At 72.3% G+C, this 20,749-nt stretch carries 17 protein-coding genes; 4 read left to right on the forward strand and 13 right to left on the reverse strand.

Annotated features, from left to right (window positions below; all coding sequences use genetic code 11):
- The first annotated feature begins 89 nt into the window (after positions 1-89).
- Complete coding sequence (locus tag ACWEQG_RS24895) at positions 90-944, forward strand: helix-turn-helix transcriptional regulator (RefSeq protein WP_452288163.1); 855 nt, start codon at positions 90-92, stop codon at positions 942-944.
- Positions 945-980: 36 nt separating this feature from the next.
- Here ACWEQG_RS24895 and ACWEQG_RS24900 read toward each other — a convergent pair whose 3' ends face one another.
- Together ACWEQG_RS24900 and ACWEQG_RS24905 are read right to left on the reverse strand one after the other, a co-directional pair.
- Complete coding sequence (locus tag ACWEQG_RS24900) at positions 981-1,871, reverse strand: 5'-3' exonuclease (RefSeq protein WP_452288215.1); 891 nt, start codon at positions 1,869-1,871, stop codon at positions 981-983.
- A gap of 25 nt (positions 1,872-1,896) precedes the next feature.
- The gene (locus ACWEQG_RS24905) at positions 1,897-2,781 is read right to left on the reverse strand and encodes a PP2C family protein-serine/threonine phosphatase (RefSeq protein WP_452288165.1); all 885 of its coding nucleotides are present in this window, start codon (positions 2,779-2,781) and stop codon (positions 1,897-1,899) included.
- 231 nt (positions 2,782-3,012) lie between these two features.
- On the opposite strand from ACWEQG_RS24905, the gene ACWEQG_RS24910 reads away from it, so the two are divergent.
- Together ACWEQG_RS24910 and ACWEQG_RS24915 are read left to right on the forward strand one after the other, a co-directional pair.
- Positions 3,013-4,131 carry a M24 family metallopeptidase gene (locus tag ACWEQG_RS24910; RefSeq protein WP_452288217.1) on the forward strand — a complete coding sequence of 373 codons (1,119 nt, stop codon included), beginning with the start codon at positions 3,013-3,015 and terminating at the stop codon, positions 4,129-4,131.
- A gap of 147 nt (positions 4,132-4,278) precedes the next feature.
- Positions 4,279-5,190: an alpha/beta fold hydrolase gene (locus tag ACWEQG_RS24915; RefSeq protein ID WP_363464530.1), complete on the forward strand. Its 912-nt coding sequence runs from the start codon at positions 4,279-4,281 to the stop codon at positions 5,188-5,190.
- On the opposite strand, the gene fxsT is transcribed toward ACWEQG_RS24915, so the two are convergent.
- From fxsT to ACWEQG_RS24940, 5 genes are all read right to left on the reverse strand, one after another.
- Positions 5,191-9,123: an FxSxx-COOH system tetratricopeptide repeat protein gene (gene fxsT, locus ACWEQG_RS24920; RefSeq protein WP_452288167.1), complete on the reverse strand. Its 3,933-nt coding sequence runs from the start codon at positions 9,121-9,123 to the stop codon at positions 5,191-5,193.
- On the reverse strand, positions 9,116-10,375 hold the full coding sequence (locus ACWEQG_RS24925) for a TIR-like protein FxsC (RefSeq protein WP_452288169.1): 1,260 nt from the start codon (positions 10,373-10,375) through the stop codon (positions 9,116-9,118). The genes fxsT and ACWEQG_RS24925 overlap by 8 nt, the downstream gene beginning before the upstream one ends.
- Positions 10,372-11,028: a TIR-like protein FxsC gene (locus tag ACWEQG_RS24930; RefSeq protein WP_363464525.1), complete on the reverse strand. Its 657-nt coding sequence runs from the start codon at positions 11,026-11,028 to the stop codon at positions 10,372-10,374. Before ACWEQG_RS24930 ends, ACWEQG_RS24925 begins: the two co-directional genes overlap by 4 nt.
- A gap of 74 nt (positions 11,029-11,102) precedes the next feature.
- The gene (locus ACWEQG_RS24935) at positions 11,103-13,337 is read right to left on the reverse strand and encodes an FxsB family cyclophane-forming radical SAM/SPASM peptide maturase (RefSeq protein WP_452288171.1); all 2,235 of its coding nucleotides are present in this window, start codon (positions 13,335-13,337) and stop codon (positions 11,103-11,105) included.
- Positions 13,338-13,353: 16 nt separating this feature from the next.
- Positions 13,354-13,506, reverse strand: coding sequence for a hypothetical protein (locus ACWEQG_RS24940; RefSeq protein WP_452288173.1), 153 nt, complete (start codon positions 13,504-13,506; stop codon positions 13,354-13,356).
- A gap of 174 nt (positions 13,507-13,680) precedes the next feature.
- On the opposite strand from ACWEQG_RS24940, the gene ACWEQG_RS24945 reads away from it, so the two are divergent.
- Positions 13,681-14,151: an Lrp/AsnC family transcriptional regulator gene (locus ACWEQG_RS24945; protein WP_452288175.1), complete on the forward strand. Its 471-nt coding sequence runs from the start codon at positions 13,681-13,683 to the stop codon at positions 14,149-14,151.
- Here the strand turns inward: ACWEQG_RS24945 and ACWEQG_RS24950 are convergent.
- From ACWEQG_RS24950 to ACWEQG_RS24975, 6 genes are read right to left on the reverse strand one after another with little or no spacing between them, the layout of a single operon-like run.
- Complete coding sequence (locus tag ACWEQG_RS24950) at positions 14,100-15,137, reverse strand: N-acetylglucosamine kinase (protein ID WP_452288177.1); 1,038 nt, start codon at positions 15,135-15,137, stop codon at positions 14,100-14,102. The genes ACWEQG_RS24945 and ACWEQG_RS24950 overlap by 52 nt on opposite strands.
- Positions 15,134-16,396 (reverse strand): family 4 glycosyl hydrolase, encoded by a 1,263-nt coding sequence (locus ACWEQG_RS24955; protein ID WP_452288178.1) that lies wholly within the window; start codon positions 16,394-16,396, stop codon positions 15,134-15,136. Before ACWEQG_RS24955 ends, ACWEQG_RS24950 begins: the two co-directional genes overlap by 4 nt.
- A complete protein-coding gene (locus ACWEQG_RS24960; RefSeq protein ID WP_363472115.1) occupies positions 16,393-17,214 on the reverse strand; it encodes a carbohydrate ABC transporter permease in 822 nt (273 codons plus the stop codon). The genes ACWEQG_RS24955 and ACWEQG_RS24960 overlap by 4 nt, the downstream gene beginning before the upstream one ends.
- Positions 17,211-18,113 carry a carbohydrate ABC transporter permease gene (locus ACWEQG_RS24965; RefSeq protein ID WP_452288180.1) on the reverse strand — a complete coding sequence of 301 codons (903 nt, stop codon included), beginning with the start codon at positions 18,111-18,113 and terminating at the stop codon, positions 17,211-17,213. The genes ACWEQG_RS24960 and ACWEQG_RS24965 overlap by 4 nt, the downstream gene beginning before the upstream one ends.
- A 4-nt stretch (positions 18,114-18,117) precedes the next feature.
- Positions 18,118-19,455 carry an ABC transporter substrate-binding protein gene (locus tag ACWEQG_RS24970; protein WP_452288182.1) on the reverse strand — a complete coding sequence of 446 codons (1,338 nt, stop codon included), beginning with the start codon at positions 19,453-19,455 and terminating at the stop codon, positions 18,118-18,120.
- A gap of 12 nt (positions 19,456-19,467) precedes the next feature.
- A complete protein-coding gene (locus ACWEQG_RS24975; RefSeq protein ID WP_452288184.1) occupies positions 19,468-20,697 on the reverse strand; it encodes an ROK family protein in 1,230 nt (409 codons plus the stop codon).
- Between the last annotated feature and the right edge of the window lie 52 nt (positions 20,698-20,749).

A 20,749-nucleotide genomic window follows, 5' to 3' on the forward strand; every position in this document is an offset into this window, starting at 1 on the left:
GGCGATGAGGAGGGGAGAGGGTTCCCTAGGACCGGCTCTCCTAGCGTGCGCGGGACAGGAAGGGAGCCGGGGCGCTCAGGATGGATGACATGAAGATGGACCGGACCAAGCTGGCCGACTTCCTCCGCCGTTCCCGCGAGCGGCTCCGGCCGCAGGAGGTCGGTCTGGCCGCCGGACCCAGGCGCCGCACGCCGGGCCTGCGCCGTGAAGAGGTGGCCCAGCTGGCCGGGGTGTCGGCCGACTACGTGATGCGGCTCGAGCAGGCGCGCGGCTCCCAGCCGTCGGCCCAGCTGCTGACCGCACTCGCCCGGGCCCTGCGGCTGGCCGAGGACGAAAGGGATCACCTCTTCCTGCTGGCGGGCCACCGCCCACCCGAAGGGGCGCGCGCCGGAGAACACGTCCGTCCCGGTCTGCTCTACCTCCTCGACCGGCTGGGCGAGACGCCGGCCCAGCTCCTCACCGACCTCGGCGACCTGCTCGCGCAGAACGCCCTGGCCGAGGCCCTGTTCGGATGCGTGTGCACCGTCGCGGAACCCGACCGGAACATCGTGTGGCGCTGGTTCACCGACCCGGCCGTGCGCGAGCCGTACCCCGCCGAGGAGCGCGACCGCCTCGGCCGCCTGCACGTCGCGGACCTGCGCGCCGCCGCGACACGTCGTGGCTACGACCGGCCGTCGAGCTCCCTGATCGACCGGCTCGGGGCGGCGAGCGAGGAGTTCGCCGCCCTGTGGCAGCGGCACGAGGTCGCCGTGCGCCGCGCCAGCCGGATGCGCGTCACGCATCCGTCCGTCGGGCCCATCGAGTTCGACTACGAGATGCTGCAGACACAGGCCGCGGATCAGCGCCTCCGCCTGTTCACGCCGCCGCCCGGCTCCAGGAGCGTCGAGGCTCTGGAGCTCCTCCGTGTCGTGGGCCCGGAGACCGCCCACCGCAGCCACCGATGAGAGCCTCACGCGCGGCGGGGCTCAGGGCGGCGGGGCTCAGGCCAGCGCGGCGAGCAGGCGGTTGAGCGGGCTGTCCAGGCCGTACTTCTCCGACAGCGCGACCAGCCGCTCGGGATCGCGCGGCGCGGCGGGCAGGGAGACGTCGACGTCCGGGATGGGGACGTCGTGGGCCACCCGGACGACGAGGGGGGCGACCTCCAGGTAGTCGCGGGCGGCGGCGAGCTTGTTGCGGGCGCCCGCGGGGAAGCCGTCGGCGCCGCCGTCGTCCAGGGCGGCGAGCAGCGCGGACAGCGACCCGAAGCGCGTGACGAGGGCCGCCGCCGTCTTCTCGCCGATGCCGGCGACGCCGGGCAGGCCGTCGCTCGGGTCGCCGCGCAGCGTCGCGAAGTCGGCGTACGCCCGGCCCGGGATGCCGTACTTCTCGCGGACGAACGCCTCGTCGATGATCTGAAGGTTACGAATGCCCCGTACTGTGTAAAGGGCCCGGCACGGCTTCTCGTCGTCCACGAGCTGGAACAGGTCACGGTCGCCGGTCACGATGTCCACGGCGGAGGTCGCGGCGGTCGCGTAGGTCCCGATCACGTCGTCGGCCTCGTAGCCCGCGACGCCGACGCGGGCGATGCCGAGCGCGTCCAGGACCTCCTCGATCACCGGAACCTGCGGGGCCAGCGTGTCCGGGACCTGTTCCTCGTCGCCGCTCGCGACCCGGTGCGCCTTGTACGACGGGATCGCGGCCACCCGGAACGCCGGCCGCCAGTCGGCGTCCATGCACGCCACGATCTGGGCGGGGGAGTGCTGCCGCACCAGAGTGGCGATCATGTCCAGGAGCCCGCGCACCGCGTTGACCGGCATGCCGTCCGGCGAGGTCACCGACTCCGGGACCCCGTAGAAGGCGCGGAAGTACAGCGACGGGGTGTCGAGAAGCATCAGCACACTGCCATTGTCACGCCTGTCAGGAGTGCGGTGGGCACTCTCCGGTGACCGCGACGGCCAGCAGGCAGGTGTCGTCCTCGGGGTTGGGGCCGCCGATCGCCTCCAGCAGGCCGTCGAGGCCCGCGTCGAGATCAGCTCCGGCCACGCCGAGGCCGGTCGCCACGGCGGCTTCCACGATGAGGGACACCCCCGCGCCGATGTCGCGCGAGCGGCGCTCGGCCAGGCCGTCGGTGAACATCAGCAGCAGGTCGCCGGGCTCGAGGCGGACGTCGGCCACCCCGTACGGCACGCTCGACGTCGCCCCGAGCACGACGCCCCGGGGTGCCCCGAGCTGGCGCGCGCCCCCGCGGCGCACCAGGATCGGGGCGGGGTGACCCGCCTGTGCCCACGTGAAAAGGCGGGTCGCCGGGTCGAAGTGGCCGCACACCGCGGTCGCGGTGGTGTCGTCCAGCCGGGTGAGGACCATGGTGTTCAGCCACGTCAGCAGCGTGCCGGGGCAGGCTCCGGTCATGCTCAGGCCGAGCAGCGCGTGCCGCAGTTGCGCCATCTCGGCGATCGCGGGCAGGCCGTGCCCGGACACGTCGCCCACCGCGAGGAACATGCGGCCGTCGGGCAGCGGAGCGGCGTCGTACCAGTCGCCCCCGAGGCTCGACGCACGGCCCGCCGGGACGTACCGCACGGCGATCCGGGCGTAGGGCAGGTCGATCGACGCGCCGGGCTCGGGCAGGATCGCCTCCCGCAATGCCAGCGTGACGCGGCGCTCCTCGACGGCTCGTTCCCGCCGCTCCGCCCACCGCCGTCCGCCGATGTTCTTGACCGGAAGGGTGCCGACGGGGGCGGCGCCGGGCGTCGTGCCCGGGTCGCGGTCGTCCGCGGGGGGAAGGGCCGGCCTTGTGCCGCCCACTACGCCGACCATTTGTCTCGCTCTCGATGGTGCTCGTGCACGTGCAGTTCGGACGTTCTGTGACTGTCCTGACGCGGAGCGTAGCAGTCCTGCATCACCCAGGGGTTGCTTTTCTTCTATGCCGTGGAATAAGCCAGAGCCCCGCGAAGCTCGCCCGCGTGGCGGCTGTGGTACAAGCACCTGTGTGTGTCGCGGGAGCCTGCGCTCGTTAGATTAGGTCGCGTGACGACGATGTCCCAGGAACCTTCCGACCTGTATCCCACGACCCGCCCGGCAGCCGTACGGGAGGCCGTCGGCCGCGCCGGTCTCGACGCGCTGCTGCTGACGCCCGGCCCCGACCTGCGTTACGTGACCGGCTACGACGCCCTGCCGCTGGAACGACTGACCTGCCTCGTCGTGCCCGCGTCCGGCGAGCCGTTCCTCATGGTGCCGCGCCTGGAACTGCCGGCCGCCGAGCACTCGCCGGCCTCCCGGCTCGGCGTCGAGTTCGTGGCGTGGGACGAGACCGACGACCCGTTCGCCGAGGTGGCCCGGCGGCTGGGCCAGGTCGCCCGGGTCGGGCTGGCCGACCGGATGTGGGCGATGCAGTCGCTGCGGTTCCGGGCCGCCATGCCCGGGGCCGAGCAGGTGCTGGCCGGGAGCGTCCTGCGCGAGCTGCGCATGCGCAAGTCGCCGGCCGAGGCCGCGGCGCTGGCGGAAGCGGGGGCGGCCATCGACGCCGTGCACAACCTGGTGCCCCGGTTCCTCAAGGCCGGCCGCACCGAGCGGGAGGTCGGCAAGGACATCGCGGAGGCGATCATCGACGCCGGGCACGCGCGGGTCGACTTCGTGATCGTGGGTTCGGGGCCGAACGGCGCCAGCCCGCACGCCGAACTGAGCGACCGCGTCATCCGGCCCGGCGAGCCCGTCGTGGTGGACATCGGCGGCACGATGCCGAGCGGCTACTGCTCCGACTCCACCCGGGTCTACTGCGTGGGCGAGCCCCCGGCGGAGTTCACGGCGTACTACGAGGTGCTCAAGCGTGCCCAGGAGGCCGCCTGCGCCCACGTGAGGCCGGGCGTGAGCTGTGAGTCGGTGGACGCCGCCGCCCGCGAGGTGATCGCGGAGGCGGGGTACGGCGAGTACTTCATCCATCGCACCGGTCACGGCATCGGCCTGGAGACGCACGAGGAGCCGTACATCGTGGCGGGCAACGCCGAGGAGATGCGGCCGGGGTTCGCGTTCTCCGTGGAGCCCGGCATCTACCTGCCCGGACGGCACGGCGCCCGGATCGAGGACATCGTCGTCTGCGGCGAGACCGCCGGCGAGCGGATGAACCACACCACCAGGGACCTGGTCGTCGTGGACTGACGCGCGCTTCCTGGTAACGGGTCAACCCACCCGGCATGTCGGGGATGCGATCGCGGCAGTGACGGTGGTAGCTATAGTCGCGTTCGTCCTCCGCGGTTTACGCTGCTTCCGGGGGCGGTGCCATGCGGGCCCTTCTGGAGGCTTAAGTTGACGCAGCTGGTCCCTGCTGCCGACGGCGGTGCCCTGGCGGTGGACTGCATCGGGGCGCCCGACGGCAAGCCCGTCTTCCTGCTGCACGGCACACCGGGCAGCCGTCACGGCCCCCGCCCTCGAGGCGTCGTCCTGCAGCGGCTCGGCGTCCGGCTGATCTGTTACGACAGGCCGGGGTACGGAGAATCCAGCCGGCGACCGGGACGCACGGTGTCCGACAGCGCCGACGACGTCAGCGCCATCGCGGACGCGCTGGGCCTCGGCGTCTTCGGCGTCGTCGGCCGATCCGGGGGCGGCCCGCACGCTCTGGCCTGTGCCGCGCTGCTGCCCGGCCGGGTGGAGCGGGCCGCCGTCCTCGTCGGCCTGGCGCCGGCGGACGCGCCGGATCTCGACTGGTTCGCCGGGATGACCAGGTCCAACGTCGAGGAGTACACCTCGGCCGACGACGACGTCTCGGCGGTCGAGGCCGACCTGACCGAGCGCACAGACCACATACTGCATGATCCGGAGTATCTGCTCAGGTTCCTCCTGCCCGAGCTGACCAGCTCCGACCGCCGGGTCATCGAGGACGTCGGCATCCGGCGGCTGCTGATCGACACGTACGCGGAGGCGTTGCGGCGCGGGCCCGACGGCTGGATCGACGACGTGCTGGGCGCGCGCCGGCCCTGGAAGTTCGAGCTGTCCGACATCTCCGTTCCGGTCCTGCTCTGGCACGGAGCGGACGACATGTTCTCTCCGGTCGAGCACACGCTGTGGCTGGCCGACCAGATCGCGCACGCCACACTCAGGGTCGAGCCGGGGGTGGCGCACTTCGGCGCCGTGGAGGTGCTGCCGCAGGTTCTCGCCTGGATGGTGGACCCGGCCGCGCGAACACGGTTCGCCTCGGCCGGGACGGGTTTCGCGCCCTGATCAGAAGGGCTGCGGATCCAGCGTGCGGCCCACCAGCCGCCCTGCCCGCAGCGTCGTGACGGTCGGATGGTCGTCGCCCAGCACCGCGGCGAGCTGGCCGAGGAGCGTCTCGCGCTCGGCGGCGGCGTCCGCCGCCCCCAGGCGTTCGCGCACCAGCAGCAGGTTCGCCTGGCACCGCAGCGTGTCGGGATGCCGTGGCCCCAGAGACCTGCTCATCCGGTCCAGGGTGTCCTTCTGTATGTCGGCGGCGTGCTCCAGCCGGCCGGCGTCGGCCAGCATCGCCGCCTCGGCCGCCTTCGCGGCCAGATGATAGGGGTGGTCGGGACCGAGCCTCGCCGAGAAGCCGTCGGCGGCGGCTCTGACCTCCGTCAGCGCCTTCTCCTGGTCGCCCCGCTGGTGGAGCGCGCTCGCGAGGTCGAGCCGGCAGACGAGCGTGTGGGGATGATCCTCGCCGAGGCGGCTCCGGTATATCCCCAGGACCTCCTCGATCTCCCTCACGGCGTCGTCGGCCCGGTCGAGTCCCAGCAAGGTCACCGCCCGGCCCAGGCGGCAGGTGAGCGTGTCGAAGCTGTCGTCCCCGAAGCGCCGGCGCAGCTGCGTCCAGGCCTCCCGGAACCTCTCCTCCGAGCTTTCCATCGCTCCCGTGGCCCGCAGCGCCATCGCGTACACCACCTGGGCGTTCATGCTGACGGGCGAACCGCTGCCCAGATGCTCGGCGCATTCGGCGGCGGTCTTCGCCATGCGCGCGGCGGCCGCGTCGTAGTCACCGGCCTCCAGCAGGTCGCGGCCCCGGTTGACCGCGCTGAACAAGGTGAAGGGATGGGCGGTGCCGAGCACTGAGCGGCGCTGCGTCAGGGTCTCCTCGTCGAGTTGCAGCGCCTCACGGAACCTGCCGTTGACCCGGTAGGAGACGGCGAGGTTGTTTCCGGAGGCCAGGGTGCCCGGCTCCTCCACGCCGTGGATCGCGCGCCAGGTCCGGTAGGTCTCCTCCTCGATGTCGAGCGAGCCGGCGTAGTCGCCCAGGGCCCGCAGGTCCGCCGCGAGGCTGCCGGCGGTCAGCAGGGTGTGGCGGTGGTTGCCCAGCACACGCCGCTGCTCGGCGAGGGTGCTCTCGTTCATCGCCCGGGCCTCGCCGAAACGGCCCAGGCTGCGGATGACGTTGCCGAGATTGAATCTGAGGTGCAGCAACTGCCGCTCGAGCCGGGCCGCGGCGTCCGGGTCCGTCTCGGCCGCGAGCATGTCCTCCCACACCGCCGCGGTCCTCCTGCCGAACTCCTCCGCCTGCGGCAGGTCCCCGCGCAGCCAGATGTAGCGGAGACGGTCGATGAGCAGTGTGCGAACCGCCTCCTGGCCGGAGTACACGGCACCCACGGGCTCCAGGTGGGGCCAGATCATCTGGTACTTGGGCCAGTTCGCCGGGTCGTCGACGTCCTTCTCCGGCCGGGCCGCCGCGAGCACCCCTTGCACATCCAGACGGGCCGCCTCGCGTTCCTCCTCCGTCATCCGCTCCTGCGCGACCGCTTGGAGCATGAGGTGGACATGGATGCGCTGGGCGGGGGTGTCGTTCTTGATCAGAGCCAGCCGGTCGAGCTCCCGGATCAGGATGGTGATGTCCTGCGGCTCCGCGAGCGTCGGGTCCAGCGGCCGCAGCAGTTCCACCATGGCCCGGGACTTGAGCAGGTCGAGGCCGATGCGGGGAGCCATCACCGAGCAGAGCTCGAACAGCCGGGAGGCGGCGGCGGACCTGTCCCGCAGCTTCTGCAGAGACATGTCCCACGCCTTCGACAACGACTCGGGATACTCGGCGAGCCTGCTCCGCGAGATCGCCCGGAGGGGCTGTGCCCTCAGCTGGTCCAGGTAGGCGTCCACGGAGATTTCGGTCTCGGCCAGCCAGGCGCCGGCGGCGGCGACCGCCAGGGGGAGGTCACCCAGAGCCTCTGCGGCGTTGCCCGCCTCGGCCATGCTGATGCGGGCCTCGCCGACCCTGCGGAGCAGGTGCGCGACGCTCTCCTCCCGGCTGAACACGTCGACCTGGACCGCGTGGGACCGTTGTTCCCACTCCCGGTTGCGTGAGGTGATCAGCACGTGACCGCTGCCTCCGGGCAGGAAGCGGGTGACGTGCTCCATGTCGTCGGCGTTGTCGAACACCAGCAGCCACCGCCGGGCGAACTCCCCCTGCCCCAGCGCCTGCCTGACGGCGGGAACGACCTCGGCGGAGGTCAGCGCCGGGCCGGCCGCCGCGGGACCGCGCATCCGGGCGACCAGGTCGGCCAGCGACGCGTCGACGAACTGGGGCTGCTCACAGTCCACCCACCACACCAGGTCGTACGCCGCGGCGAAGCGGTGGGCGTACTCCATCGCGATCTGGGTCTTGCCCATGCCGCCGCTGCCCAGGATCGTGAGCGGGCGCATCACGGCGCTGCCGTTCTCGCGCAGTTCGTCGCGGATGTGGCGGAGAATGTCCTCCCGGCCAGTGAACAGCTTGTTCTTGGCGGGGGCCTCGAAGATCCGCGGTGCGGCGCCGGGGTAGCGGGCGCCGAGCGTCCGGGCGGGTGGCGGGGCCCCCATGTCGACCATCTCGAGAAGCTGTGCGACCGCCTCGTCCTCCGGCAGGCCGGCGAGGAAGGCCGCGGTGGCGGACGACAGCGGGGCCACGGGCCGTACGCTCGCGGTGTAGAGGGCGTAGGCGGGCTGCCGGGGGGACAGGGTCCCGCGGACCCTCCTGATGTACGCCGGGGTGACGACGGCGAGGACGGACGCCAGGCTTTCGCTCCACTGGTCGTGGTCGGGCTCGTCCAGCGGGTCGCGGACCGTGAGGCCGGCCGCGGTGAGGACGCCGCCGATCCACTCCGCCCACGCCTGGTCCTCGGGGAGGTAGTCCAGCAGGATCTCGTTGGGGGGCTTGCGGATGAACCGCTGCCGCGTGCGCAGGCGCACCGCCTCGTCCAGGTAGGGCATGGCGGTGACCGCGCCGTCGGTGAGCCTGGCCGTGAGCCGCTCGTACGCCGACCGCAGGGATCCGGGTTTGCCCGGGGGGTCGCCGAAGACGGCCAGAATCTCCTCGTAGGCGTAGAACGCCTGGTAAGGCACCTCGACGGCGGACCAGTACTCCTGCCGCCCGGCCTCGTTCAGTCCGGCGGGCAGGCCACGGAAGGCATGGAAGGCGAACGCACGGCCGACCTCCATCTTGTCCATCTCCGCCTGGTCCACCCGCATCGGGACGGGCAGGATCCGGATGTCCCTGGACAGCATGCGTTCCTGGACGGTCCTGGCGACCTGGGCGCCGCCCAGGATGCCCTGGTTGCTCAGCGTGAAGCAGTCGACGAGCACGTCCGGCAGGTGCATGGTGCAGATGTCGGCGACGTCGCTCAGCCCCGTGCGGCTGTCGATGAGGACGTAGTCGTAGTCGCGCCTCATGTCCGCGCGGAGCTCGTCGAAGAAGTCGGCGCCGTGCAGCACGTCGAAGAACAGGTCCCAGTCCATGGCGCTGACCGTGCGGGTGTAGTCCAGGTTCTGCCGGCCTCGGGGCAGGTAGTCCAGGACGCCGCCGTCGGGGAAGGACCAGTCGAGGGAGAAGACGTACGGCCGCACCCGGGCCTGCTCCTGGATCACCCTGCGGAGCTGGGCCCGCGCGTCGGCCGGCTTCCCCTCGGCCGGCAGGGCGCGCCGCGCCGCCCACTCGTAGCTGCGGATCAGGTCCACGATGCCGGGCTCGCTCGCGATCGAGATGTCGATGAACGGCTGGTAGAACCGGTAGAGGCCGGGGGAGTCGAGGTCCCAGTCGGCGACGAGGACGCGCTTGCCGTTGGACGCGAGGATCCACGCGACGTTGGCCAGCGCCATCGTGCGCCCGGTGCCGCCCTTGTACGAATAGAACGTGACGATCTGGCCGTCGCGGCTGCGCGGCTGCCTGCTGTCGTCCATGTCAGCCATGTGTCTCCTCGCCGAGGGTGTCCGGTGGCGGAGTGAGGGTGCCCGGCCCGGGCCCGCCCGCCAGCCGGTGCCGCGGCGACGCGACGTCGTCCGGGTCGGGCTTGGGACCGTGCCGGAAGTACTGCCGCTCGGCCTCCACCACCAGGCGCGGCATGATCGAGGCGAAATGTTTCAGGGAGCGGACGCCGGCGACGGCCTCGCGGGCCGACTCCGTACGGAGCGCTCCGGCCTGGTCGAGTAGCGCCCTGGTCCGCTCGGCGAGCCGGTCCGCACGCTCACCCCCGCGGGGATCGGGCACCAGGAGAGGGACCACCCAGGGCGGTAGGTCCCGGACGAAGGTGTCCAGCCGTCCCGCGGCGTCCTCGTCCGCGACGAACCAGGGGTCGATGAGCGCGACGCCGGGCAGCCGCTCCGTCTCGGGTCGCAGGACGTCCCTGACCACGGCCGCGAACTCCAGCCGCTCGGCGACGCCGGCCGCGTACTCGGCCAGGGAGAGCTCCTGCTCGTCCGGGAACGGCCGCCAGAGCCACGGGCTGGTCCCGTACCGGCGGGGGTCGGCGCCCGCGGGGAGGGCGGCGAGGGCCGGCGCGGCCACGGTCACCTCGAAGACCGGGTGGGCCTCGGCGGAGGGAAACGGGCTGGCGGCCGCCGTGATGTCCGCGATCTCGGAGGGGCCGACGGGCGATCCCTCGGCGAGCTCGACGATCCGCCGGGCCAGACGCTGGAGCACCGCGTGGTACGAACCGCGCATCGGAGCGATCTTGAGCAGCGCGCGCAGGCCGTGCTCCGCGTAGCCGGGCACGGGGTCGGCGTCGAGCTGGAGCAGCTCCGCCCGGTCCGCGCCGTCGGGCAGCGGCGCCCACAGCACGGGGACGATCCGGGTGAGCGGATCCGCCACCCCGGCGTCGGCCATCCGCTGCCGGTAGCAGGCCCACTCACGTCCGGGCCAGGACCTGGCGAAGTACCCGGGGGAGTACAGCGCGACGAAGACCTCCGCGGAGCCGAGGGCGCGGGACAGCCACGCCTTCCAGTCCGTGCCGGCGCGGACGTCCTGGTCGAAGGAGCCCGGTGAGACGCCGAGGTCGCGGCGGGCGAGTGCCCGCACGGCCGTGTTGAGGTCGCGGAAGAACGGCCGGACCCATTGGTCGGGATCGGCGCCGGAACTGCCCGGCAGGGGAGGCGAGTGGGCGTAGCTGAGGAAGAAGTAGCCGCCATGCCGCTCCCAGGGGGCGTTCCGGGTGGTGTCGGTCATCGCGGCTCCTCGAAGGTGGTGCCGAGTGTCCTCACGTCGAGCGCGAGCGGCTCGACGCGATGGTGCATGAGGATCTTCTGGATGCGCTGTGCCAGGAGCCAGACCACGGTGTGGTACTCGTTCGATTTGCCGAGCCGGCGCAGTCCGAAAACGCCGTGGGCCTCGTACAGAGCGATCTCCTTGGCGAAGATGTGCAGGTCGTCCTCACCCGCGAACCGCTCGACCGACCCGACGATCTCGGGAAAGCCGCCCGGCGCCGGCGCCCAGATGATCGGCAGGATGCAGGTCTGGCGAACCGAGGCGGAGTGGTTCAGCCGCACGACCCGCCGGCGGGAGAAGCCGTGCCATTCCATGGCGCACCACTCGCTGCGCATGTACGGAGCCATCAGCAGGGGGATGAACACCTGGCAGGTTCCGAGCGCGTCGAGCAACTCGCCCTCCCAGCGTTCGCCGCCGCCCATCGACCTGTCGATGAAACCGTACGGCGCGCCCGGAATACGGGGCACCAATACCGCCAGGTCCACGCACAAATCATTGAAGAATCGCATGGCGAGCTCGTTGGAGCCCGGCGGCGTGTTCTTCTCGGTGTGCGCGTAACTCATAAAGAAGAGCGGCGCCCGCGGATCAAGATCGGCGAAAGCCTGTTCGCCCAACCCGCTACACCCCGCCTTCTTATATCGCTTTGATGGTAACCAGCTTTCCGGGAAAACTTCCGGGGTTCGCGGGGTCAGTCCCCGGCCCACGCGTCGACGGTCGCGCGCATGCCCGCGACGAACCGGACGCCGTGTGGTGTCAGGGATCCGGAGGCGGTGAGGGCGCCGATCGCCTCGCGGATCCCCGCGCTGAGCCCGCCGAACCTGTCCCGGGCGTCCGCGCCGGGCGTGACGCGCCACAGCTCCGCCTGTGCCAGCCCTGCGTAGGCCTCCCGGAGGATCCGGCCGGGGGCCTCGGAGGTGCTCTCGACGAGGCCGTGCAGGGTCGTCAGCGCGTCCAGCTTGGCGATCTGGAACTCGCGGAGCAGGGCGACCTCGAGACCTCCGGAGCCCGGCGGCGGCAGCCCGACCGCGCCCAGCGGATGCCGGAGGCCGCCCGCGCGGTGCCGGCGGGGCGGCCCGGGGCGCAGCGGCACCACGGCCCGCAGCCCCGCCCCGAGCGCGCGGGCGTAGGCGGGAGTGTCCTGTTCCAGGCGCTTGCCCGCGCCGTCCAGACAGGTCCTCCAGCCCTCCCAGTGGCTGCTTGTGAGACGGCCCGCCGGACGCCAGCCGGACCGGCCGCGGAAGGCGTCGAGGTCGTCCACGAGAACGGTGCGGTCACCGAACGCGGCCGACCGTACGGGCAGCCAGCGCGGGTCCTGTCCGGTGACCCGCCGTCCGGCCGCGAACAGCCCCCGGGAGGAGAGCGAGACGCGGACCGTACGGCCCGGCCGCCGCCCCAGCCGGAGCACGCCCAGAGCCGGCAGGTGCAGGGAGCCGTCCCGGACGGGGAGCGGCAACTCGGCATCCATTCCGGCGTGCAGCGCGGCCGAGGCGGCGATCCCCGCCAGGTGGGCGAGGTCCAGCGTGCCGCGGGCCGCGCGCGGCGGACGCAGGCAGCGCGACGCCCACACGGCCGTGCAGGGATGGGCGAGGACCTCCGCCACGGCCGCCGGCCGTTCGAGGTCCACGCGGGTGAGCAGGGTCAGGCCCTCCCTGGCCGCCTGCTCCAGTTCGCCTGCTCCGTCCGGCAGTCCGGAGGCGACGCGGGCGACCAGCGCCCTGGTCAGCGACAGCCCGGCCTGCGCGAGCGCCGCCACGGCGGCGGGATCGCCCGGGCCCCGCGCGAGCGAGTCGAAGGCGGCCGGGGACAGCGTGTGGGCGGCTCTGCCGGCGGGGCCGGCGTCCGTAACGACGAGACCGGCGAGCGCCTTGAGGTCCGGGCAGTAGACGGAGGGATTGGCGAAGCCGCTCCCCGTGCGGTAACGGTGCGCGTACAGGCCGCCGCCGCACACGTTGACCACCTCGCAGGACCGGCACGTCTCGCACAGCGCGGCCAGTCCGCCGCGCCGGGCCGCCGGGCCGGGAAGGGCCGCCACCGTGTCGACCGCGTGCGTGCGCACGTTCAGCCCGGTCTCGGGAGCTCCGTCGAAGGCCGTCTTCAGCGAGTCGGCCTGCTCCCAGCCGCCGTCGGTCTCGATCACCAGCAGGTTCACCGGGTCGAGGCCCACGGACTCGCCCAGGCTGGGCCCTCCGGACGCGGCGGACAGCATCGAGTCGAACAGGCGGATGGCGACCGGACGGCCGTCGGAGGCCCACCGGGCGTGGACGCGTCCCAGCCAGTCCGCGTACGGCGTGCCCCCACCGGGCCGGGGCGGCGGGTGATCCCAGGTCGCGTGGGGGAGGAGCAGGTCGAGGCTGGGCGGCGACTCGGCGAGCAGCGCCTCGTAGACCGCGATCGGGTCGTTGGCCGGGTCGACGGTGCACAGCAGCCCGGCGTAGAGGTGCCGGTACTCCGGCCGCCTCAGCAGTTCGAGGGCGCGGCGGACGTGGGGATGACTGCTCCGCCCGTCCGCGAACCGGCGATGCCGGTCGTTGGCCGCGCGGTCGCCGTCGAGGGACACCCCCACGCGCACCGCGTACTCGTCGAAGAGCGCGCACAGCGTCTCGTCGAGCAGCACGCCGTTGGTGTGCAGGCGCAGATCGAGCCGGCACACGGGATCGAGGCGGGAGCGGAGCACGGCCAGGACCTCACGCAGCTTCGCGGCCCCGAGCAGCAGGGGCTCGCCGCCGTGCAACACCACGCGTATCCCGCCGAGACCGTGCGCGGCCGCGTGCTCGGCGATCCGCCTGGCCGCCCACCGCACCGTCGCCCCGCCGATCGCCCGCGGCTTGCGGAGCCAGCTCTGGTCCGCGTGCTCATAGACGTAGCAGTGATCGCAGGCCAGATCGCAGCGGCTGTGGATCTTGAGGACGTATTCGGTGACCAAAGGCGGCGCGACGCCGTCAGATGGCCGAATTGAACACCGCCGTCCCGGTCGTTTCCGTCTCCCCGAGCACATGCGTCACCAGGCGGTTCACGGCGCCGTCCGCGTCCGCGGTCAATTCCGCGAGCGACACGTCCCGCAAATCGGGGATTCCAATTCGACCGTCATTCACGACCGTTTCCTCCTGGGTATCGGGCGCGCGCCGGAGGGTACCGGAGAGGAGCTTTTTCAGCGTAGGTCACGGCACCGGTGTTGTCATCAACGTGCGGACGGGCGGGGACGTTCGCGGGAAGGCCGTCCGGTGACGATTCCCCGGGAGGGTCCCGCCGCCGCTACCGTTGCTGGCGTGGAGGAGATCGATCGCCGAATCGTCACCCTGCTGGCGACTGACGGCCGGATGAGCTTCACCGATCTGGCCAAGGAGACCGGACTGTCGGTCTCCGCGGTTCACCAGCGGGTACGCAGGCTGGAGAAGCGCGGTGTCATCCGCGGATACGCCGCTCTCGTGGACTACGACGAGATCGGTCTTCCGCTGACCGCGTTCGTCTCGATCAAGCCGATCGACCCCTCCGCGCCGGACGACGCGCCGGAACGGCTGAGCCATCTGACCGCCATCGAGGCGTGCCACAGCGTCGCGGGCGATGAAAGTTACATCCTCAAGGTCCGCGTCGCCTCTCCGCTCGCCCTGGAGGAGCTCCTCCAGCAGATCCGCGCGTCGGCCAACGTGAGCACGCGCACGACCGTCGTCCTCAGCACGCCCTACGACTACCGGTCCCCGGTGATCGAGAAGGAGCCGGACGGCGACGTGACCGGCTGAGCGCCGTCCCCCTCCGTGAAGTGCGCCCGCAGCCGGGCGTACGCCTCGGGGGGCGCGCCGAGGCGGTCGAGGCCGAGCAGCGCGGCGCCCACGATCGGCGGCACGCCGGTCACGACGAGCCGGGCGAGCGGCGCGCGCTCGGCGTAGCGCCGTTCGACCAGCGACGTCAGCAGGGGATGGCGGGCGGTCAGCACGCCGCCGCCGAGCACGACCTCGCAGGGCGCGGCGAGCAGGCCGAGCCGCCGCATGGCGACGACGCCGAGCAGCGCGATCTCCTCGGCCTGCCGCTCCACCAGCGACCCGGCGATCGCGTCCCCGTCCGCGGCGGCGGCCAGGAGGGGCGGCACGAGGGCGTGCAGCCCGTCGGCCGGCAGGTCGCCGAAGTGCAGCCCGACGACGACCTCCTCGACCGTGGCGGCGCCGAAGCAGGCGCGCACGACCTCGGTCAGCGCGGTCGCGGGGCCGCGGCCGTCCTCGGCGCGCACGGCGTGCCAGAGCGCCTCCTCGCCCAGGTGGTGCCCGCCGCCCCAGTCGCCGCTGAGGCGGCCGAGCGCCGGGAACCGGGCGACCCGCCCGGTGGGGGAGACGCCGACCGCGTTGATGCCGGCGCCGCAGACGACGGCGACGCCCCATGCGGTGGACGATCCGGCCCGCAGCAGGGCGAAGGTGTCGTTGCCCACGACCACGCTCGCGCCGTAGCCGCGGGCCAGCAGTTCGGCCCGCAGCACTTCCTCCTCGGCGGGCAGGTCCGCGCCCGCGACGTACGCCGCGACGTGGTCGGCGTACGGCGGCGCGGCGGTCCCGCCGGCGAGGGCGCGCCGCACGGTCCGGCCGATCACGTCGACGGCGGCGGCGGCCCCGGCGCTCTGCGGCAGGAACGCGGGCCCGCGCGCGGCGGCGAGCACCGTGCCGTCCTCGCGGACGAGGGCGACGTCGGTCTTGCTGTTGCCGCCGTCCACCGCCAGCACGGTACGCGGCAGGGTCACCTCGACACCGCCCAGGGCAGGAAGGCGCGGTTGGCCTCCACCAGGCGCGCGGCCAGGTCGTCGGCGAGGGAGGCCTGGCCGACCAGTGGATGGGCCAGCAGGGCGTCCCTGACGCGGTCCTCGCCGCCGTGCAGGGCCGCCTCCAGGGCGAGCGCCTCGTACGCCGACACGTGGGCGATCAGGCCCCGGTGGAGCGGCTCCACCGGTTCGGCGGGCAGCGGGACGGCGCCCGCGGCCGTGACGGCGGCCGGGACCTCGATCACCGCGTCGTCGTCGAGGAACGGCAGCGTGCCGTTGTTGCGGGTGTTGACGACCTGGACGTCCCCGCGGTCGCCGGCGAGCGAGGCGACCAGGGCGACGGCGGCCTCGGAGTAGTACGCGCCGCCGCGCCTGTCCAGCAGGGCGGGCTTGGTGTCCACCGCCGGGTCCGCGTACATCTCCAGCAGTTCCGCCTCCATCGCGGCCACCTCGGCCGCGCGCGACGGCGAGGTCCGCTGCTCGGCCACCACGCGGTCGTGCTCGTAGAAGTACCGCAGGTAGTACGACGGCACGGCGCGCAGGTGGCGGACCAGCTCCACCGGCAGGCCGACGGACTCGGCGATCTCCTCACCGTGCTCGTCCAGCAGGCGGGGCAGCACGTCGGCGCCGTCGAGCAGGACGGACCGTTCCCAGGTGAGGTGGTTGAGCCCGACGTGGCCGAGCGTGATCCGCTCGGGGGCCACGCCGAGAAGGGCGGCGAATCGGCGCTGGAACCCGATGGCCACGTTGCACAGCCCGATCGCCCGGTGGCCGGCGTCGAGCAGCGCCCGGGTGACGATGCCGACGGGGTTGGTGAAGTCGACGATCCACGCGCCGGGCGCGAGCGCGCGCACCTTCTCGGCGATGCCGAGCACCACCGGCACGGTCCGCAGGGCCTTGGCGAGACCCCCGGCCCCGGTGGTCTCCTGCCCGACGCAGCCGCATTCCAGCGGCAGGGTCTCGTCGACGTTCCTGGCGGCCTGGCCGCCGACGCGCAACTGCAGCAGCACCGCCCCGGCCCCGGCGACGCCGTCCTCCACGCGGGTGGCGGTGGTCAGCGCGGCGGGGTGCCCGGCGCGGGCGAGCATCCGCCGGGCCATCCCGGCGACCGTCGCGAGCCGGTGCTCGTCGGGGTCGACGAGCGCGATCTCCGACAGCGGCAGCTCGCCGCGCAGGCGGGCGAAACCGTCGATCAGCTCCGGTGTGTACGTGGAACCGCCCCCGACAACGGCCAGTTTCATTTGACTCCCGTCAGCTTGACGCCCTCGATGAAGACCTTCTGGGCGAAGAAGAACACGACGATCACCGGGGCCATGGCCAGCAGGGTGGCGGCCATCGTGAGGTTCCACTGCACGCGGTGCACCGACCGGAACGCCGCCAGCCCCAACGACAGCGTCCAGTTGTCCAGGTCGGTCCCCGCGTACAGCAGGGGCCCGTAGTAGTCGTTCCAGCAGTAGAAGAACTGGAAGAGCGCCACGGCGGCGACGGCCGGGCGGGCCATCGGCAGGATCACCCGCACGAGCGTGCGGAACTCGCCGCAGCCGTCGACCTTCGCCGCGTCGGAGTAGTCGCGCGGGATCGTGACGAGGAACTGGCGCAGCAGGAAGATCGAGAACGCGTCGCCGAGCAGCATCGGCAGGATCAGCGGCCACAGCGTGCCGGTCAGGTGGAAGCGGGCCCAGATCAGGTAGATCGGCACCGCCACGACCTGCGGCGGCAGCATCATCGTGGTGATCACCAGCAGGAACGCCAGCCGCCGCCCGCGGAAGCGGAACCGCGCCAGCGCGTACGCCACGGGGATCGACGACACCAGCATGAACGCGGTGGCGAGCAGCGAGTAGAGCAGCGTGTTGCGGATCCACGTCAGCAGCGGCGCCTTGGCGAAGATCTCGGCGAAGTTGCCCCAGTTCCAGGTGTGCGGCCACAGGTCGGAGGTGAGCGCCTGCCGGTCGCTCATCAGGGCCGTGAGCGCGATGAACACCAGCGGGCCGAGGAACATCAGCGCGAGCGCGATGGCCAGCGCGTGCCGGGCGACCCACAGCAGCGCGGTCCGGGTCACGATTCCTCCTCCGTGAAGCGGAACTGCCGCAGCAGGATGAGCGTGAACACCATCGCCACCGCGAACAGCACCAGCGCGAGCACGCACGCGTAGCCCATCGCGTAGTCGCGGAAGCCCTGCTGGAACAGCCACTGCGGGAACGTCAGCGTGGACTGGTCGGGGTAGCCGGGGGTGAAGACCGACCCGGCCGAGTCGGTCGCCCCGGACGCGACCCGCGCGGCCACCTCGGCCTGGGTGAAGTACTGCAGCGTCTGGATCACTCCGGTGACCAGGGCGAACATCAGCACAGGCCGGATCACCGGCAGCGTGATCGACGTGAACTGCCGCCAGCCGTTCGCGCCGTCGATGGCGGCGGCCTCGTAGAGCTGTTTCGGCACGTCGAGCAGGGCGGCCATGAAGATGACCATCAGGTCGCCGACCGACCACAGGCCGAGCAGGGTCAGCCCCCACTTCGACCACGCCGGGTCGCCGAACCAGTCCGGCGCGGGCAGCCCGACGGCCGACAGGATCGCGTGCACCGGCCCGGTGCCGGGGTTGAGCAGGAACACGAACCCGAGGGTCCCGGCCACCAGCGGCACCAGGGCGGGCAGGTAGAAGATCGTGCGGTAGACGCCCACGCCGGCCTTCAGCCGGGTCACCAGCTGGGCGACGCCGAGCCCGAACAGCACCCGCAGCGGGACCATCACCACGACGAGCCACAGGGTGTTGCGGATCGCCGTCCAGGCCGCCTGGTCCTTGAGGAAGTACTCCCAGTTGAGCAGCCCGACCGGTTCCAGCGTGAACAGGTCGTAGCGCTGGAAGGAGAAGTAGACCGTGGACACCAGCGGGTAGACGAAGAGGATCGCGAACCCGGCGAGCCAGGGGGACAGGTAGAGCAAAGCACGCAGGTTCCCGCGCATCGGCTCAGCCGCCCGCCGTCAGCTTGAGCTTCTCGTCGATCTTCTTGTCGACCTCGGCGAGCAGCGCGTCCAGGTCGGACGCGCGGCCCGACTCCCACTTGATCTGCGCCTCCTGCAGCGTCTGCTGGTTGAAGACGGAGTTCACATGGGCCGGCAGCGTGGTGCTGTTGGGGTTGGCGAAGACGTCGAGGAAGGTCTGGAAGTTCGGGTCCTTCTTGAGGTCCGGCGACTGGAGCGCGGGCAGCGTGCTCGGCACGTTCCTGATCGCGTTCGAGAGCGTGACGAGCGTGCCGGTGTCGGTGGTGAGGTATTTCACCAGCTCCCAGGCGGCCTCCGCGTGCTTGGCGCCGCGCGGGACACCGATGACGGTGCCGGTGATGTAGCCCGCGCCGTACCGCTGGGGCTGGTCGTCGGCCACCGGCAGCGGCGCGGTGCCGTAGTCGAGGTCCGGGGCGTCGGCGGCGAGCATGGCCGTGCGCCACTCGCCGTCGACGGCCATCGCGACCTTGTCCGTGGTGAACGGGTTCTCGGCCGACCACTCGTCGCCGAAGCTCTTGCGGAACTTCTCGAGCTTGTCGTAGCCGTACCAGTCGGTGAGGTCCTTCTGCCAGGTCATCAGCTTCTTCCACTGCGGGTCGGAGCCGATGGCCGAGGTGCCGTCGGGGTTGGTCCACTTCGCGCCGACCATCACGCCGGTGTGGATGGGGGCGTTCTCGTACATCTGGCTGGTCGGGACGAACCCGGCGACCTTGATGTCGCCCTTGTCGTCCTTGACCGTCAGCTTCTTGGCGAGGTCGGCCAGCTCGCCCATCGTCTTCGGGGGCTGGTGGCCCTGCATGAGCGTCTTGTTGTAGTAGAGGCCGTACGCGTCGGCGAGCATGGGCATCACGCAGCGCTTGCCCTGATACTGCGTGTATTCGGCGATCACCTTCGGGAACAGCGACGCCGGGTCGATGCCGCTCGCCTTCAGGTAGGGGTTGAGGTCCTGGAAGATCCCGGCCTTGCAGAACTCGGCCACGCTGTCGGTCGTGAACGACAGGGCCACGTCGGGCGGGTTGCCGCCGCGCACGGACTGGAGGATCTGGCTGTCCTGGACGGCCTTGGTCGCCTTGACCGTGATCCAGGGGAACTTCTTCTGGAAGCCGGCGAGGGTCTCGTCGAAGGCCTTGAGCTCGTTGTCGGCGCTGAAGCCGTGCCAGAACTCGATGGTGACCGGGTCGTGGCTCGCCCCGCTCTGGGGCACCTTGGGCGGCGCGCTCTCGGTGCCGGCCGTACAGGCGGTGAGCGCGGCCAGCCCGGCCGTGGCGGACAGTGTGGCGGAGACGAGGAGAAGGCGTTTCATGGGGGGTGCCTCCTAGCGCACAGAAGGGGATGTGTTCACCGCGCCGTTCACAGGGCCGAACAGCTCCTCGCGTACGGCGCCGAGCGCGAGGTCGAGGGCCCCGGCGAGGACGGGGTTGCCCTCCAGGGCGGACAGCAGCACGCGGGGACGGGGGATGGTCAGCGCGTGCAGCTCGCGCTCGACCGTCCCCCGCAGGACCTCGCCGCCCGCCAGCAGCACGCCGCCGGACAGCACGACGATCTCGGGGTCGACCACGGCGGTGATCGCGGCCAGCCCCAGCGCGAGACGGCCGGCCAGGTCGCGCAGGGCCTCGCGCGCGCTCTCGCCGTCCGCGCCGCCGCGTCTCGCCGCGGCGACCGCGTTGCATACGGCGCCCGCAGCGGTGGAGCCGCGCACGCCGTGCGCGCGCAGGAGGGCGAGCACGGCCGGGCCGCCCGACAGCGCCTGGAACCCGTGGTTGGCCCGCCTGCCGACGTCCCGCGCGGTGGGGGCGCCGACCACGGGCATGTAGCCGACCTCGCCCGCGCCGCCGGTCGCGCCGCGGTGCAGGCGGCCGCCGATGACGAGGGCCGCGCCGATGCCCTCGTCGGCCCACAGCAGCACGTAGTCCTGGTGGCCGCGGGCGCCGCCCCGGGACCGTTCGGCCTGCGCGACGAGGTTGACGTCGTTCTCCACGTCGATCGGCACGCCGATCCCGTCGCGGAGGGTCCCGATCAGGTCGGGGATGTGCCAGCCGGGGATGTGGGCGGCGTAGCCGAGCCGGCCGGTCGAGGGGTCGACGGCGCCGCCGATGCCGACGACCACCCGGCTCAGCTCCGTCGGGTCGAGGCCGGCCGGGCCGCACGCCCCCGCGAGGGCGGCCCGGACCCGCTCCACCACGTCGCCGCCGGTGCGCCCGGGGGTGGCCAGGCGGTGCTCGGCGACGACCGCGCCGGTGACGTCCGCGACCGCGACGGCGATGCGCGCCGGGGTGACGTCCAGCGCCGCCACGTGAGCCGCGCGGGGGTTGATCCGGTAGAGCTCCGCCGTACGGCCCGGCAGGCCCTCGCGGATGCCGTCCAGGACGACCAGACCGGCCTCCTGGAGCCGAGACAGCAGCTGGGAGGCGGTCGGCTTGGACAGGCCGGTCAGCGCCCCCAGCTCGGGCCGGGTCAGCGGACCGCGTTCCAGCAGGACCATCAGCGCGGCGCGGTCGTTGATCGCGCGCAGCAGGCTCGGCGTCCCCGCGATGGGCCGGGTCATGCCTTCTCCTCCCGCTCCTCCAGCCATGCGTTAGGAAAGTTTCCTAACTATG

This window comes from Microbispora sp. NPDC004025 (genome assembly GCF_053604425.1).